The 15,178-nt window shown below is 72.6% G+C and carries 14 protein-coding genes; 1 reads left to right on the top strand and 13 read right to left on the bottom strand.

The window, feature by feature from the left end; genetic code table 11:
* Positions 1-81 precede the first annotated feature (81 nt).
* From rimM to rpsP, 3 genes are all read right to left on the bottom strand, one after another.
* Entirely contained in the window at positions 82-633 is a 552-nt protein-coding gene (gene rimM, locus ABD091_RS02570; protein ID WP_343915566.1) for a ribosome maturation factor RimM, read from the bottom strand.
* A 125-nt stretch (positions 634-758) separates the two neighbouring features.
* On the bottom strand, positions 759-1,001 hold the full coding sequence (locus tag ABD091_RS02575; RefSeq protein WP_343915567.1) for an RNA-binding protein: 243 nt from the start codon (positions 999-1,001) through the stop codon (positions 759-761).
* Between the two features lie 4 nt (positions 1,002-1,005).
* Positions 1,006-1,527, bottom strand: a complete 522-nt coding sequence (gene rpsP, locus ABD091_RS02580) for a 30S ribosomal protein S16 (RefSeq protein ID WP_343915568.1) — start codon at positions 1,525-1,527, stop codon at positions 1,006-1,008.
* A gap of 206 nt (positions 1,528-1,733) precedes the next feature.
* Between rpsP and ABD091_RS02585 the strand changes: the two genes are divergently transcribed.
* Positions 1,734-2,294, top strand: coding sequence for a hypothetical protein (locus tag ABD091_RS02585; RefSeq protein ID WP_343915569.1), 561 nt, complete (start codon positions 1,734-1,736; stop codon positions 2,292-2,294).
* 7 nt (positions 2,295-2,301) lie between these two features.
* On the opposite strand, the gene ABD091_RS02590 is transcribed toward ABD091_RS02585, so the two are convergent.
* From ABD091_RS02590 to smc, 10 genes are all read right to left on the bottom strand, one after another.
* A complete protein-coding gene (locus ABD091_RS02590; RefSeq protein WP_343915570.1) occupies positions 2,302-3,372 on the bottom strand; it encodes an amidohydrolase family protein in 1,071 nt (356 codons plus the stop codon).
* Between the two features lie 117 nt (positions 3,373-3,489).
* Positions 3,490-3,852 (bottom strand): PIN domain-containing protein, encoded by a 363-nt coding sequence (locus ABD091_RS02595; RefSeq protein WP_343915571.1) that lies wholly within the window; start codon positions 3,850-3,852, stop codon positions 3,490-3,492.
* Positions 3,849-5,426 (bottom strand): signal recognition particle protein, encoded by a 1,578-nt coding sequence (gene ffh / locus ABD091_RS02600; RefSeq protein ID WP_343915572.1) that lies wholly within the window; start codon positions 5,424-5,426, stop codon positions 3,849-3,851. Before ffh ends, ABD091_RS02595 begins: the two co-directional genes overlap by 4 nt.
* A gap of 64 nt (positions 5,427-5,490) precedes the next feature.
* Positions 5,491-7,710, bottom strand: coding sequence for a [protein-PII] uridylyltransferase (locus tag ABD091_RS02605; protein WP_343915573.1), 2,220 nt, complete (start codon positions 7,708-7,710; stop codon positions 5,491-5,493).
* A gap of 21 nt (positions 7,711-7,731) precedes the next feature.
* Positions 7,732-8,070 carry a P-II family nitrogen regulator gene (locus ABD091_RS02610; RefSeq protein ID WP_343915574.1) on the bottom strand — a complete coding sequence of 113 codons (339 nt, stop codon included), beginning with the start codon at positions 8,068-8,070 and terminating at the stop codon, positions 7,732-7,734.
* A complete protein-coding gene (locus ABD091_RS02615) occupies positions 8,067-9,389 on the bottom strand; it encodes an ammonium transporter (protein WP_343915575.1) in 1,323 nt (440 codons plus the stop codon). The genes ABD091_RS02610 and ABD091_RS02615 overlap by 4 nt, the downstream gene beginning before the upstream one ends.
* Positions 9,390-9,571: 182 nt before the next feature.
* Positions 9,572-10,705 (bottom strand): signal recognition particle-docking protein FtsY, encoded by a 1,134-nt coding sequence (gene ftsY / locus ABD091_RS02620; protein ID WP_343915576.1) that lies wholly within the window; start codon positions 10,703-10,705, stop codon positions 9,572-9,574.
* A 96-nt stretch (positions 10,706-10,801) separates the two neighbouring features.
* Positions 10,802-11,008, bottom strand: coding sequence for a hypothetical protein (locus tag ABD091_RS02625; RefSeq protein WP_343915577.1), 207 nt, complete (start codon positions 11,006-11,008; stop codon positions 10,802-10,804).
* A gap of 53 nt (positions 11,009-11,061) precedes the next feature.
* On the bottom strand, positions 11,062-11,508 hold the full coding sequence (locus ABD091_RS02630) for an acyl-CoA thioesterase (protein ID WP_343915578.1): 447 nt from the start codon (positions 11,506-11,508) through the stop codon (positions 11,062-11,064).
* A gap of 10 nt (positions 11,509-11,518) precedes the next feature.
* On the bottom strand, positions 11,519-15,070 hold the full coding sequence (gene smc, locus ABD091_RS02635; protein ID WP_343915579.1) for a chromosome segregation protein SMC: 3,552 nt from the start codon (positions 15,068-15,070) through the stop codon (positions 11,519-11,521).
* Positions 15,071-15,178 lie beyond the last annotated feature (108 nt).

Here is a 15,178-nt window from a genome sequence, read left to right on the forward strand (position 1 = left end):
TGCGTCACAGTGGGTGGCAAGCACCGCCGCTCATCGTTACCGGAACGTGTCCACGTCGCCGCAGAGCCGTTGTGATGGCCCTCAGGAGTCCTCGGGGAGCGGGGTGACGAGGCCAGGACGGTCGGCCACGACGACGCGTCGGGCGGTCAGGTCCACCTCCGGGACCAGGGCCGACACGAAGGGCACGAGCGCCTCGCGACGGTCGGGCGTGCGCACGCTGAGCAGGTCCTGCGCACCTCCGTGCACGAGCGCGGAGACCTCGCCGAGCTCCCGCCCCTCGAGGTCGACGACCCGCAGGCCGACCAGCTGGTGGTCGTAGTACTCCTCCGGGTCCTCCGGCCGCTCGGAGGCGTCCACCGTCACGTGGAGGACGACGCCGCGCGCCGCCTCGGCCGCGTTGCGGTCCGCGAGCTCCTCGAACACGGCCAGCATCCGCCCCTGGTGCCAGCGGGTGCGGGTGACGGTCAGGGTGGCGTACGGCGCCACCGACCCCCGTGGCGCCTCGACGCGCAGCCGGGCACCCGGCGTGAACCGACGCTCCGGCTCGTCGCTACGCACCTCGACGGTGACCTCGCCGCGGATGCCGTGGGGCTTGCCGACGCGCCCGACCACGACCTCGATCTGATCTGCCACGGTGAGGAGCCTAGACACTTCCCTGGGACGCACGACCGGGCGCCACCCCGTGAGGGGTGACGCCCGGTCGGGTGTCTGCTGCTGGTGCCCTAGCGGCGACGGTCGGTCCTGTCGCCGACCTGCGGCTAGCGCCTCCGGTCGGTGTCGACGAAGTCGACCCGCGCGCCTCCCCGGCCCGCGAGGGCCGAGACGACGGTGCGGAACGCCGTGGCGGTCCGCCCGGAGCGGCCGATCACCTTGCCGAGGTCGTCGGGGTGGACCCGGACCTCGAGGATCGAGCCGCGCCGCAGCTGCTTGTCACGCACGGAGACGTCGTCGGGGTGGTCGACGACCCCCCGGACGAGGTGCTCCAGCGCCTCGGCGAGCACGGGCTCAGGCCTCGCTCTTGCCGGCGTCCTCGGCGGTGACCTCCTCGGAGGCCTCGGCCTCCGTGGCGGCGCCCTCCGGGGTCTCCGAGGCGGGGACCTCGCGGGGCTCCTCGGCCTTCTCCTCGGCCTTCTCCTCGGTCTTCTTCTCGGCCTTCTTGGTCACCGCGGCGCCCTTGGGCTCCTTGGCGGCGTCCTTGAGGGCCTCGTTGAAGACCTCGAGCTTGTCACGCTTGGGCTCGGCCACCTTGAGGGTGCCCTCGGTGCCCGGCAGGCCCTTGAACTTCTGCCAGTCGCCGGTGATCTTGAGGATCGCCTCGACGGCGTCGCTCGGCTGCGCGCCGACGCCCAGCCAGTACTGCGCCCGGTCGGAGGTGACGTCGATGTAGGACGGGTCCTCCTTCGGGTGGTACTTGCCGATCTCCTCGATCACGCGACCGTCGCGCTTCTTGCGCGAGTCGACGACGACGATGCGGTACTGCGGCACCCGGACCTTGCCCAGGCGCTTCAAACGGATCTTGACGGACACGTCTGTGGTGTCTCCTCGTAAGTGGTGTGTGGTGAGGGCGCGGTGACGGGTGGGGTTTCCGGCTCACGCTCTCCATGGGCGGTACGGCCGCCGGATGAGAGGGTCCGGTGGTCGCACGACTCAGCCGGTCATTGTGCCAGAGCCCGACGCGGCCGGGTAATCGCCGTGACCGGTGCGGGCCGCGGCCGCAGGGCACACTCTGGCGCATGACGCAGCCTCCACCGCCTGCGGGGTATCCCGGCGGGCCAACCTCCACCCAGTACCGCCCCAAGCCGCGCTGGTGGGTGATCGGCGGAGCCCTGCTGGTCCTCGCCCCCGTCGTCTTCGTGGCCTCGCTGTTCACGGTGCTGGCCCCGCTGTTCCGGGAGGACGCCGTGCTGGCCGCCGACGGTCAGCCGCACCAGGTCAGCGTGGCCGCCGGTGAGGAGCGCGCACTGTTCACGCCCCAGGGCTCGTCGGCCACCTGCTCCATGACCGACGGCGGCGGAGCGGACCTCCGGCTGCAGCGGGTCACCGGAGAGTTCACGGTCAACGAGTGGCTGGCCGTCGCGCGCTTCGACACCGGTGACGGCGACCTGACCGTCACGTGCGACGGCGGGGGCATGACCGGAGAGGTGCGGATCGGCCAGCTCCCGTCGGGAGACACCTTCGTCGTCGGGCTGCTGGTCGGGATCCTGGTGCCCATCGCCCTCGGCGGCGCCGGCCTGGTCGTGCTGATCGTCACCGCCGTCCTCACCGCCGGCCGGCCCGCCCGACCGGCGGCCTGAGCCGGGCTCAGGCCACGACCTGCCCGCGGAGCACGACCCGCATCGGCCGCCACAGCACCGACAGGTCGGCGCGGGGGTCGGCGTCGTAGACGACGAGGTCGGCCTCTGCTCCCTCGTCGAGCCCGGACCAGCCCAGCCACTCACGGCCCCGCCACGAGGCGGCACCCAGCACGTAGTCGGCCGGCAGTCCCAGCTCGTGCATCGCCTGCACCTCTCCGGCCAGGTGGCCGTGACGCGCCGCTCCCCCGCCGTCGCTGCCGACGTAGAGCGCCACCCCGGCTTCGTACGCCGACATCAGCGCCTCGCGTCGGCGCGCGTGGAGCTCGTCCATGGTCGCGGCGTAGTCGGGGAACTTGTTGCGGCCTGCTGCCGAGAACTCGGGGAACTTGTCGGTCTGCATGACGGTGGGCACGAGCGCCACCCTGCGCTCGGCCATCGTCTCGACCTGGTCGACGGACAGCCCGGTGCCGTGCTCGATGCAGTCGATGCCGGCCTCGAGCAGGCCCTGGAGCACGTCGCGACCGAAGCAGTGGGCCGTCACCTTCGCACCGTTGGCATGGGCGGCCTCGATCGCGGCCGCGAACGCCTCGGGCGGGAACGACGGCATCAGGTCACCGTCGTCGCGCGAGATCCAGTCGCCGACGAGCTTGACCCAGCCGTCGCCGCCGCGGGCCTCGCGGGCGACGGTCTCGGCCAGCTGGTCGGGCTCGACCTCGTGGGCGTAGTTGCGGATGTAACGCTTCGTGCGGGCCACGTGGCGGCCCGCCCGGATCAGCCGCGGCAGGTCCTCGCGCTCGTGGACCCACCGGGTGTCGGCGGGTGACCCGCAGTCACGCAGGAGCAGCGCCCCGGTCGCGCGGTCGTCGAGCGCCTGCTGCTCCGTCTCGGCGTCGGAGACCGCCCCGTGGTCCTCGAGCCCGAGATGGTTGTGCGCGTCGACCAGGCCGGGCACCACCCACCCCTCGGCCACCGTCTCGGCACCGGCCTGACGTTCGTAGGTGACACGGCCGTCGACGACGTACAGGTCGCGCACCTCCCCGTCGGGCAGGACCGGACCGTGGAACCTCAGCGCGGACATGGCCCGACCCTAGCCGGGCCCGCGACCGCCGGAGCGGGTGCGGCGCGGTGCATGTAACGCCGGGTTATGACCTCTTCCACTGGGGTATGCCGCAGTGGAAGAGGTCATAACCCGGCGTTACATGCGATCGAGCAACCAGGTCGGGCTGAGGACCTGGGCGGGTTGGACGTTGGCGGCGAGGGCACGGTCGGCGGTCACGACCGTCACCTGCTTGCCGGCGGCGGCGGCACGTTCGGCCTGGCGCCGGATCTCGGAGTCGCCGTCCTGGTGGGCATGGACGACCCGCAGCGACCTCGGGCCCCCGGCCGCGACCCCGTTCTTGGCCTGCCCCTCCAGCACCAGCACGATCTCGTCGTGCGGCACGTCGGCGTGGAGCAGGTCGTCGTGGAGGCGCTGGGCCGCCCCGGCGCGGTCCTTCCACCAGCCGTCGGGGCGGGCGCCGACGACGTTGGCGGCGTCGACGACGAGGACGGTCGTCACTTGAGGTACTTCGAGAAGTCCTTCGGCAGGTCGAGGGCGGCCGCGGCCTTCTCGTAGTCGACCTCGTCGCCGGCCGGGGCGCCGAAGGGGTTGCCGCCGCCGGACGCGGCCCGCTCCTGCTCGGCCTGCTTCTGCTGGGCTGCCTTCGCCGGATTGCCGGAGACGCGCTTGCCCTTGCCCTTCTTGGCCTGCTGCTTCCCCTTGGCGCGCTTGCCGGGGCCGGGAAGGCCCGGCATCCCACCCATCCCGGGCATCCCGGGCATGCCGCCGCCTCGGGCGAGCTGCTGCATCATCTTGCGCGCCTCGAAGAAGCGGTCGACGAGCTGGTTGACGTCGGAGACCTGGCGGCCCGACCCCTTGGCGATCCGGGCGCGTCGCGAGCCGTCGATGAGCTTGGGGTCGGCCCGCTCGGCCGGGGTCATCGACTGGATGATCGCCTGGATGCGGTCGATCTCGCGCTCGTCGAAGTTCTCGAGCTGGTCGCGGAACTGCCCCATGCCGGGGAGCATCCCCATGATCTTCGACAGCGAGCCGAGCTTGCGCACCTGCTGCATCTGCTCGAGGAAGTCGTCCAGGGTGAAGTCGCCCTTGCCGCCGGCGAGCTTCTCGGCCGCCTTGAGCGCCTGCTCCTGGTCGAAGGTCTTCTCGGCCTGCTCGATCAGGGTGAGCATGTCGCCCATGTCGAGGATGCGCGAGGCCATCCGGTCGGGGTGGAAGAGGTCGAAGTCGGTCATCTTCTCGCCGGCGGAGGCGAACATGACCGGCTTGCCGGTGACCTTGGCGATCGAGAGCGCGGCACCACCGCGCGCGTCACCGTCGAGCTTGGTGAGGACGACGCCGTCGTAGCCCACGCCGTCGAGGAACGCCTGCGCCGTCGTGACGGCGTCCTGGCCGATCATCGCGTCGACGACGAAGAGCACCTCGTCGGGGGTCACGGCGTCCCTGATGTCGGCGGCCTGCTGCATCAGCTCGGCGTCGACGCCGAGACGTCCGGCGGTGTCGACGATGACGACGTCGTGGAGCTTGCGCTTCGCCTCCTCGACCGACGCGCGCGCGACGCCGACCGGGTCACCCACGCCGTTGCCGGGCTCAGGGGCGAAGACCGGCACGCCGACCCGCTCGCCGTTGACCTGGAGCTGGTTGACGGCGTTGGGCCGCTGGAGGTCGGCCGCGACCAGCAGGGGGGTCTTGCCCTGCTCCTTGAGCCACAGCGCCAGCTTGGCCGCGAGCGTCGTCTTGCCGGCACCCTGGAGGCCGGCCAGCATGATGACGGTCGGGCCGGTCTTGGCGTAGCGCAGCCGCCGGGTCTCGCCGCCGAGGATCTCGACGAGCTCCTCGTCGACGATCTTGACGATCTGCTGGGCGGGGTTCAGCGCCTGGCTGACCTCCTCGCCGCGGGCACGCTCCTTGACCGCAGCGACGAACTCCTTGACCACGGGGAGCGCGACGTCGGCCTCGAGCAGGGCGATCCGGATCTCGCGGGCGGTGGCGTCGATGTCGGCCTCGGAGAGCCGACCCTTGCCCCGGAGGTTCTTGAAGGTGTCGGCGAGCCGGTCGGAGAGAGTGGCGAACACGTGGCTTTCCTGGCGCTGGTGGACGAGGGGTGAACAGCACCTAACCCTAGCCCGCGATGGTCGATCAGCCGTCGTCGGCGGGCGTGAGCACCGCGCGTACGGCGTGCGCGGCCTCGGCGGCCCGCGGCTCGGACAGCGCACCAGCGCTGGCCTCCTGGAGGTAGAAGACGTCGACCGCCTGCGGTCCCAGGGTGTCGACGTGGGCCGAACGGACCGTGACGTCGAGGCGCGCGAGCGCCGCGAGCGCGAGGTGGAGCACCCCGGGGCGGTCCGCCGCCCGGACCTCGAGCACGGTGGCCTGTCGGGACGCCTCCGGTCGGATCGTGACGCTCGGGTCGAGTGCGCCGATGCGGCCCCGGCTGAGCCGCGCGGTCGGGTCGACCCGGCCGTCGACGATCGCCTCGAAGCGCGAGCGGAGGACGGCGGGCTGCACGACCTCGTCGGCGACGTACCAGACGGAGACGGCGTGGTCGCCCTCCGCGAAGGCACGCGCGGCGCGCACCGACGCCCGTTGGAGGGCGAACATCCCCGCCACCTCGGCGAGCAGCCCGACCCGGTCGGGCGCGACGACGGTGATGCGGGCGCCGTCGCTCTCCTGCTCGACGAGGATCTCGACCTCACCCTCCCCGGGCAGCCGCGCCGGCAGCGTGGCCGGGCTCTCGGGCGGCGGCACCCGGTCCTCCAGCGACGCCATCACCCGGCGAGCGAGCCCGCCGATCAGGCCGGCGCGCCAGCTCGACCAGGCCTGGGGCGCCGCGGCGCGGGCGTCCGCCTCCGTCAACGATCGGAGAAGGGTCACGTTCTCCGCGTCACCCAGCCGGTCCACGAGCAGCGCGACGGTCGCGGGGTCCTCGGGGTCGCGCGTGGTGGCCGTCTCGGCCAGGAGCAGGTGCCAGCGCACGAGGGTCGCGATCCTGTCGACGGCGTCGGGCTCGAACCCGAGGCGGGTCGCGACCTCCCGGGCGATCGGCTCGCCCGCGATGCTGTGCTCGGTCAGGCCGCCCTTCCCGATGTCGTGGAGGAGGGCAGCGACCATCAGGACGTCGGGCCGGGCAACGTGGCGGATCATGCCGGCCGCCTCGATGCAGGTCTCGACGACGTGCCGGTCGACGGTGAACCGGTGGATCGGCGAGGCGTGGGGCAGCAGCCGGATCCGCTGCCACTCCGGCAGCAGCACGTCGAGGGCACCGGCGTCCTCGAGCGTCTCCCAGACCGGCAGCAGCCCGCGCCCTGACGCGAGCAGCCTCACCAGCAGCTGGCGGGCGCTGTCGGGCCACGGGTCGGGCAGCGCGGCACCGTCGCGGACCAGACGCTCCGCAGTGGCCGGCGCCAGCACGGCGTCACGCTCGGCGGCCTCGGCCGCGGCGCGCAGCAGGAGCAGGTGGTCCTCCTCCGGGCGGGCCCGCGCGTGGAGGACGACCTCGCCGCGGGAGAGCGCGAGCCCGTCGGCGATGCGGACGAGGTCGGGCGTCCGGGCGCCACGGCGGCTCGAGGGCGGCGCGAGCAGCGCGTCGGCGCGCCGCCACGTCAGGCGCGAGAGGTGGTGGATGCGCCGGCCCAGCTCGCGGACGTGCACCTGGGCCGCCCTCTCGTCGGGCAGCGCGAGGGCGCTCGCCAGGGGCTGCCACGTCTCGGGGGCGATCCGGTCGGTGCCCCGGCCCACGACCTCGTGGAGGACGTCGCGGACGTCGAGCAGCGCGTGACGCGCCTGCTCGAGCTCGGCGTGGGGGACGTCGACGAGCCAGGAGGCGACCAGCGCCTTGAGCACCGTCGCGTCCCGCAACCCTCCCCCGGCCTCCTTGACGTCGGGCACGGAGAGGTGGGCCAGCTCGCCGAGCATCTCGTGGCGGGACCGCACCATCTCGCGCAGCTCGGGAAGGCGGGACCGGGCGTCGCGCCGCCACGCGGTCAGCATCGTCGTGCGCAGGCGCATCGTCAGGCCCGCGTCGCCGACCAGGTGGCGGGCGTCGAGCAACCCGAGGGCGACCTTCAGGTCGCCGCGTGCGGCCTCGACCATCTCCGGGAACGACCGCACGGAGTGGTCGAGCCTGGTCCCGCTGTCCCACAACGGGTACCAGACCTCCTCGGCGGCCCGGCCGGGATCGGTCACCTCGTCGTGGACGAGGACGACGTCGAGGTCGGAGTACGGCGCGAGCTCGCCGCGGCCGTAGCCGCCGACCGCGACGAGCGACACCCCGGTGACGGGAGCGCCGGACTTCTCGAACGCTGCGCTGCAGAGCGTGTCTGCGGCGGTGGTGCGATCCGTCCGGTCGCTCTCCGTCATCGGGGTGTCTGTGTGCCGCGCCTACAGCGCGGCGTCGTCCTGCTCGCCGGTGCGGACGCGGACCACGGAGTCGACCGGGGTGGTCCACACCTTGCCGTCGCCGATCCGCCCGGTCTGCGCGGTCTTCACGACGATCCCGACGACGTCGTCGACGTCGGCGTCGTCGACCACGATCTCGATCCGGATCTTCGGGACGAGGGCGATGTCGTACTCCGCGCCGCGGTAGACCTCGGTGTGGCCCTTCTGGCGGCCGTAGCCGCTGACCTCGCTGACGGTCATGCCGGTGACGCCGAAGGTCTCCAGCGCCTCGCGGACGTCCTCCCACTTGTGCGGCTTGATCACCGCGGTGACGAGCTTCATGCCTTCACTCCTTCCCGGGCTGCGCCCGTGGCACCCGCCACGACGCCGGACTTCACGCCGCCGCCGATCCCGGTGTGCAGGTCGTAGGCGCTCTCGCCGTGCTCGGCGAGGTCGATGCCGTCGATCTCCGCCTCGTCGCTGACGCGCCAACCGATGGTGAACTTGATGGCCAGGGCGATGACGAGGGTGGCGATCCCGGACCAGGCGATGGCCACGAGCACGCCGAGGACCTGGGCGACGAGCGACTCGAGGCCGCCGCCGTAGAACAGGCCGTCGACGGCACCGCCGGCGACGTTGGAGCCGGCCGGCGCGGTGACGGAGACCAGACCGATCATCACGGTGCCGATGATGCCACCGACGAGGTGGACGCCCACCACGTCGAGGGAGTCGTCGAAGCCGAGCTTGAACTTCAGGCTGACGGCCCACGCACACACCGCGCCGGCGACGAGGCCGATGGCGAGTGCGCCGACGATGTTGACCGCGCCGGCCGCGGGGGTGATCGCGACCAGGCCGGCGACGATGCCGGAGGCGGCGCCCAGCGTGGTCGCCTTGCCGTGCAGCACCTTCTCGACCAGGAGCCAGCCGATGATGGCGGCCATGGTCGCCAGCGTCGTGTTGGCGAAGGTGAGGCCGGTCTCGGCGAGGAACTGGTCGCTGGCGTCGAAGTCGTCGACGAAGATCAGCGATCCGACGTTGAAGCCGTACCAGCCGACCCAGAGCAGGGCGGCGCCGAGCATGGTCAGCGTCAGGTTGTGCGGGCGGGTCTTGTCCTTTGGCCAGCCGAGGCGCTTGCCGACCACCAGCGCGAGCACGAGGCCCGCGACACCGGCGTTGATGTGGACCGCCGTGCCGCCGGCGTAGTCCTGGGCGCCGATCACGCCGCAGATCAGGGAGTCGTCGGTGCAGCTGAACACCATGTGCGCGAGCGGGAAGTAGGACAGCGTCGCCCACAGCGGGACGAAGACGACCCAGGCCGAGAACTTCACACGGTCGGCGATGGCGCCGCTGATCAGCGCGGTCGTGATGACCGCGAACGTCAGCTGGAACATCATGAACGTGTAGCCGTCGTAGCCGAGGTCGTTCAGACCGAAGTTGGTGAAGGGCGAGGCGAAGAAGGTGCCGTCACCGCCGAACACCATCGAGTAGCCCCACAGGACCCAGACGATGCCGACGATCGCCATGGCCACGTAGGACATCATCATCATGTTGAGCACGGACTTGGACCGCGTCATGCCGCCGTAGAAGAGCGCCAGCGCTGGAGTGGTCATCATCAGCACCAGCAGCGTCGCCACCAGCATGAAGGCGTTATAGCCGTCCACAGGACCTCCATGGATTTCGGAACAGGGAAGGGTGGCCTCCCCGCCGACCACGCTGTCGGCCAGAGGTCCACCCCGATGCCGAGAACCCTGACGAGCGGAGGTTTCGTCGTGCGGCGGGACGTGTTGCGGGCATGCAACGAGTCCTGCCCTCGTGTTACGGGCGTGTTAAACGACGGCGGGGTTCAGCCCAGCAGCGCGTCGACGAAGGCGCCCGCGTCGAAGGGCGCCAGGTCGTCGGGGCCCTCGCCCAGGCCGACCAGCTTCACGGGGACGCCGAGCTCGCGTTGCACGGCCACGACGATGCCGCCCTTCGCCGAGCCGTCCAGCTTGGTCAGGACGATGCCGGTGACGTCGACGACCTCGGAGAAGACCCGCGCCTGGATCAGGCCGTTCTGGCCGGTGGTGGCGTCGAGGACCAGGAGCACCTCGGTGACCGGCGCCTGCTTCTCGATGACCCGCTTGACCTTGCCGAGCTCGTCCATGAGCCCGGCCTTGTTCTGGAGCCGCCCGGCGGTGTCGACGATGACGGTGTCGACTCCCCGGTCGACGCCCGACTTCACGGCGTCGAAGGCTACCGACGCCGGGTCGCCCCCCTCGGGCCCGCGGACCACCTCGACGCCGACGCGCTCGCCCCAGGTCGCGAGCTGGTCGACCGCGGCGGCGCGGAAGGTGTCGGCGGCGCCCAGCACAACCGACTTGTCCTCAGCGACCAGGATCCGGGCGATCTTGCCGACCGTGGTCGTCTTGCCGGAGCCGTTGACGCCGACGACGAGGACCACGCCGGGCCGACCGTCCTCACCGGTGATCCGCAGCCGACGGTCGAGGTCGGGGCCGACGAGCTCGACGAGCTCCTCGCGCAGCACCGTCCGCGGGTCGGGCGACTCCCCACCCTCGACCCGCAACCGGGTGCGCAGGTTGTCGACCACCTGCTGGGTCGGAGCGACCCCGACGTCGGCGGTGAGCAGGGTGTCCTCGATGGACTCCCAGGTGTCCTCGTCGAGCTTGTCGCGCGAGAGCAGGGCCAGCAGTCCACGGCCGAATCCGCCCTGCGAGCCCGCGAGCCGGGCACGCAGCCGCTGCATCCGCGAGGCGGTTCCCTCCGGCTTGTCCAGCGCGGGGGCGGTCGGCGCCGGCGCCGGCGCCGCCTCGGCGGGCGCGGCATCGAGGTCCTCGGGAGCCGTCGACGGCGGCGCGACGACGTCGGTGCCGCCGGCAGGCGGGACCGAGCGCCCGGACCGTCCGCGCGCCAGCAGTCCGACGAGGAGCGCGACGCCGGCGACGGCGATCGCGATGACGAGGTAGAGCCACTCACCCATGACGCCCATCCAACCAGCCGCGGCGTCCGCCGGACGAACCGTGCCGGCTACGGCTCCGTCACCACGCCCGCGGCAAGGCGGGCGCGTGGCGGCTCGTCAGTCGCTGAGCCTGCCGACCAGGCTGCGGGTCTCGTCCTGCTCGCCGTCGTCGAGGGTCGGGAGCACACCGGCGGCACGGTCCATCGCCTCGCCGAGCCACGGGACCCCGGGCATCTCCTCGCCGCGGTGGGGGAAGGCAGTGAAGGCCACCACCAGGCCGGCGACGGCCACGATGACGACCATGCTGATCACGATGAAGGTCACGCCGGCCACCGTGCCACAGCCGGTCCGGACCCTCCCAGTCGGCGCGCCGCGCCTCAGCTGCGGAGCAGCGGGGTGACGGCGTCGCGGACGGCGACCGGCATCTCGACCGTGGGGCGGCCCGGGTCGGTGTTGTCGACGTAGACGTGGACGAAGCGGCCCTCGGCGGCGGCCTCGTCACCGGCGCCCTGGAACAACCCCACCCGGTAGACGACCGACGAGCGGCCGACCCGGTCGACGACCACGCCCACGTCGACCGGCTCGGGATAGCCGACCTCGGCGAAGTAGCGGCACCCCACCTCGGCGACCACGCCGATGGCGTCCAACTCCCGGATGTCGATGCCGGTGGCGCTGGCGAGGTGGTTGTTGACCACTGTGTCGATGATCTCGAAGTAGCGGGCGTTGTTCATGTGCCCGTAGACGTCGATGTCGGCCCAGCGGGTCGTGACCTGCTCCCAGTGGACGTAGTCGGCGCGGGTGGGCCGCGGCGATCGCTCGTTCATCCCGACCCGTTCAGGCAGGCTGCGCGTCGCGCAACCGCTGGCTGATCACCGTCGAGACCCCGTCGCCGCGCATCGTCACGCCGTAGAGCGCGTCACCGACCTCCATCGTGCGCTTCTGGTGGGTGATCACGAGCAGCTGCGAGTTCTCGCGGAGCTCCTCGTAGATCTCCAGCAGCCGGCCGAGGTTGGTGTCGTCGAGCGCCGCCTCGACCTCGTCGAGGATGTAGAAGGGCGAGGGACGCGCCTTGAACAGCGCGACCAGGAAGGCGACCGCGACGAGCGAACGCTCGCCGCCCGAGAGCAACGAGAGCCGCTTGACCTTCTTGCCGGGCGGCCGCGCCTCGACCTCGATGCCGGTGGCGAGCATGTCGTCGGGGGCGGTCAGCACCAGCCGGCCCTCACCGCCCGGGAAGAGCCTGGCGAAGGTCGCGTCGAAGGCCTTGCTCACGTCGGCGTAGGCCGCGGTGAAGACCTCCTCGACCCGGGCGTCGACCTCGCGCACGATGTCGAGCAGGTCCTTGCGAGTCTTCTTGAGGTCCTCGAGCTGCTCGGTGAGGAACTTGTGGCGCTCCTCCATCGCGGAGAACTCCTCGAGCGCCAGCGGGTTGACCCGGCCGAGCATCGAGAGCGACCGCTCGGCGGAGCGCAGCCGCTTCTGCTGCTCCTCACGGACGAACGGGGTCGGCTCGGGCGTCTCCTCCCCCTCGGCCACCTCGCCGGTGAACGGCACCAGCTGGTCGGGACCGTAGTCGGACACGAGGTTGTCGGGGTCGAGCCCCAGCTCGTCGAGGGCGCGCTCCTCGAGCTGCTCGATGCGCATCCGCTGCTGGGCGCGCGCCATCTCGTCGCGGTGGACCGAGCTGACCAGCTCGTCGTGCTGCCGGGCGAGGTCGCGCATCCGCCCGCGGACCGCGAGCAGCTGCTGCTCCTGCTCCTGGCGTCCGGCCTCCACCGCGGCCCGCTCCTCCGCGGCGCGGTGGAGCGAGACCTCGAGCCGCTGGAGCACGACGCCCACGGCCACGCCGACGGCCTCGGCGGCGCGTCCCTCACGAAGCAGCCGCTCCCGTCGTTCGGCGGCCCGGGCCCGGGACTCCCGCTCGGCCTCGGCAGCGCGGGCCAGCTGGTCAGCCCGCCCATGGAGCGCTCGTGCACGTTCCTCGGAGGTGCGCAGGGACAGCCGCGCCTCCGTCTCGCGCTGCCGCGCCGTGCGCGCCGCCTCGGCCAGCTCCTCGCGCGCCGAGGTGTCCGGCTCCTCGTCGGGGGCGTCCTCCGCCGTCGCGAGCCGCTGCTCGAGCTCGGCGAGGCCGGCCGCGTCGGCCTCGCGCGCCTCACGCGCCCGGGCGATCGCGGCGACGAGCCGCTCCGCCTCCCCTCGCGCGGCCCGGGCCTGGGACCCGTACTGGCCGAGCTCCTCGGCGACGGCGGCCAGGGTGGCGTCGGACTCGTGGAGCTTCGCGAGCGCCACGTCGACCCGCTGCTGGGCGGCGAGCCGCTCGGCCTCGATCCGGGAGATGTCGAAGCCGAGCCGCTCGGCGGTCGCGGTCGCCTCGGCCAGCTGCTCGCCGGCCTCGTCGACGGCCGCCTGGATCTCGAGCAGGCTGGGCTGGCTGCTGGAGCCGCCGGACGCGAAGTGGGCGCCCAGCACGTCACCCTCGCGGGTCACCGCGGTGACGTCGGGAGCCTCGCCGACGAGCCGGCGGGCGGCCGGCAGGTCGTCGACCACGGCCACCTTGTGGAGCAGTCGCGTCAGCGCGCCGCGCAGCTCGGCCGGGGCCTCGACCACGTCGAGGGCGTAGGTCGCCCTCGCCGGAAGGCCGGGCCACTCGCGGTCCGACAGCGGCGCGCCGCCCAGCAGCAGGCCGGCGCGACCGAGGTCGTCGGTCTTGAGGTGGCCGAGCGCACCGATCGCCGAGTCGGCGTCGGCCACGACGACGGCGTCGGCGGCGGCCCCCAGCGCGCTCGCGACCGCAGCCTCGAAGCCCGTGCGCACCGACAGCAGTGCGGCCACGGAGCCGAGGAGCCCGGACACGTCGTCGCTCGCGGCGAGCAGGGCACCGGCACCGTCCTTGCGGTTGAGGCCGATCTCGAGCGCGTCCTTGCGGGCCTGGAGCGTCGCGCGGTCGCGGTCGGCCTGCTGGACCTCGTCGCGCAGCTTGGCGAGCCGCTCCTCGAGGTCGTCGAGCTCGGCGCTCGCCGCCTCGTGCTCGGCGTCGAGTCCCTCCTCGCCGGCGTCGAGGCCGGCGACCCGGGTCTCGAGCGCGGTGAAGTCCTTCTGGGCACGGGCTGCCCGGGCCTCGGCCTCCTCCTTGGCCTGCTCGAGGCGACCGATCTCGTCGTCGGCGGCAGCGGCACGCGACCGGACCGTGTTGACCTGGCCGTGGAGCCTGGCCAGACCCTCGCGCCGGTCGGCAGCGGCCCGCTGGAGGCCGGCGATGCGACGCTCCTCCTCGGCCGCGGCGTCCTCGGCGGCGCGGCGCCCGGAGACGGCCTGCTCGAGCGCCGTACGACGCTCGCCCACCTCGGCGGCGATGCGCTGCTCCTGCTCGCGGACCTGGGCGGCCTCGGCGTCGAGCTGCTCAGGGTCGCGCCCCCCGGACTCCCCCTGTTCCTCGACGGACCGGGAGTTGCGCACCCGCTCCGCGGCGAGCGACTGGGTGCCCCGCATGCGCTCGCGCAGCCCGGACAGGGCGAACCAGGTGTCCTGGGCGGCCGAGAGCGCGGGCAGCGACTCGCGGAGACCGCCCTCGAGCCGCGCCTCGGACTTCTGGGCGTCCTCGATGGCCGTCTCGACCTCGGCCCGACGCTCGACGAGCACCGTCTCGTCGGCGAGCTCCCTCTCCAGGGAGCCGCGGGCGGTCACGAGGTCGTCGGCGAGCAGGCGCGCGCGGGCGTCGCGGACGTCCATCTGGACGCTCTGGGCCTTGCGCGCCACCTCGGCCTGGCGGCCCAGCGGCTTGAGCTGGCGGCGGATCTCGCTGAGCAGGTCGTTGAGTCGGTTGAGGTTGCCCTCGGTCGAGTCGAGCTTGCGGAGCGCCTTCTCCTTGCGCTTGCGGTGCTTGAGGACCCCGGCGGCCTCCTCGATGAATCCGCGGCGGTCCTCCGGCGTCGCGTGGAGGATGGTGTCGAGCTGGCCCTGGCCCACGATCACGTGCATCTCGCGACCGATGCCCGAGTCGGACAGCAGCTCCTGGACGTCGAGGAGCCGGCAGCCGGTGCCGTTGATGGCGTACTCCGACCCGCCCGAGCGGAACATGGTGCGGCTGATCGTCACCTCGGCGTACTCGATCGGCAGCGCGCCGTCGGAGTTGTCGATGGTCAGGACGACCTCGGCGCGGCCCAGCGGCGGGCGTCCGGAGGTGCCGGCGAAGATGACGTCGTCCATCTTCCCGCCGCGCAGCGACTTCGCGCTGGCCTCGCCCATGACCCAGGCGAGGGCGTCGACGACGTTGGACTTGCCCGATCCGTTGGGTCCCACGATGCAGGTGATGCCCGGCTCCAGCTGGAGCGTCGTGGAGGAGGCGAAGGACTTGAACCCCTTGAGGGTCAGGCTCTTCAGGTACAACGCAGGGCTCCTCACCGGTGTCGCAGGCTCATGCGGGTGGCACTGAGGTGGGTCGGGGAAGCTCAGTGCGGCTCACCCTACCGTCCGCCTGACGGCGGTCGCGGGAGG

The sequence above is a fragment of the Nocardioides aestuarii genome (assembly GCF_039527245.1).
GTDB lineage: Bacteria > Actinomycetota > Actinomycetes > Propionibacteriales > Nocardioidaceae > Nocardioides > Nocardioides aestuarii.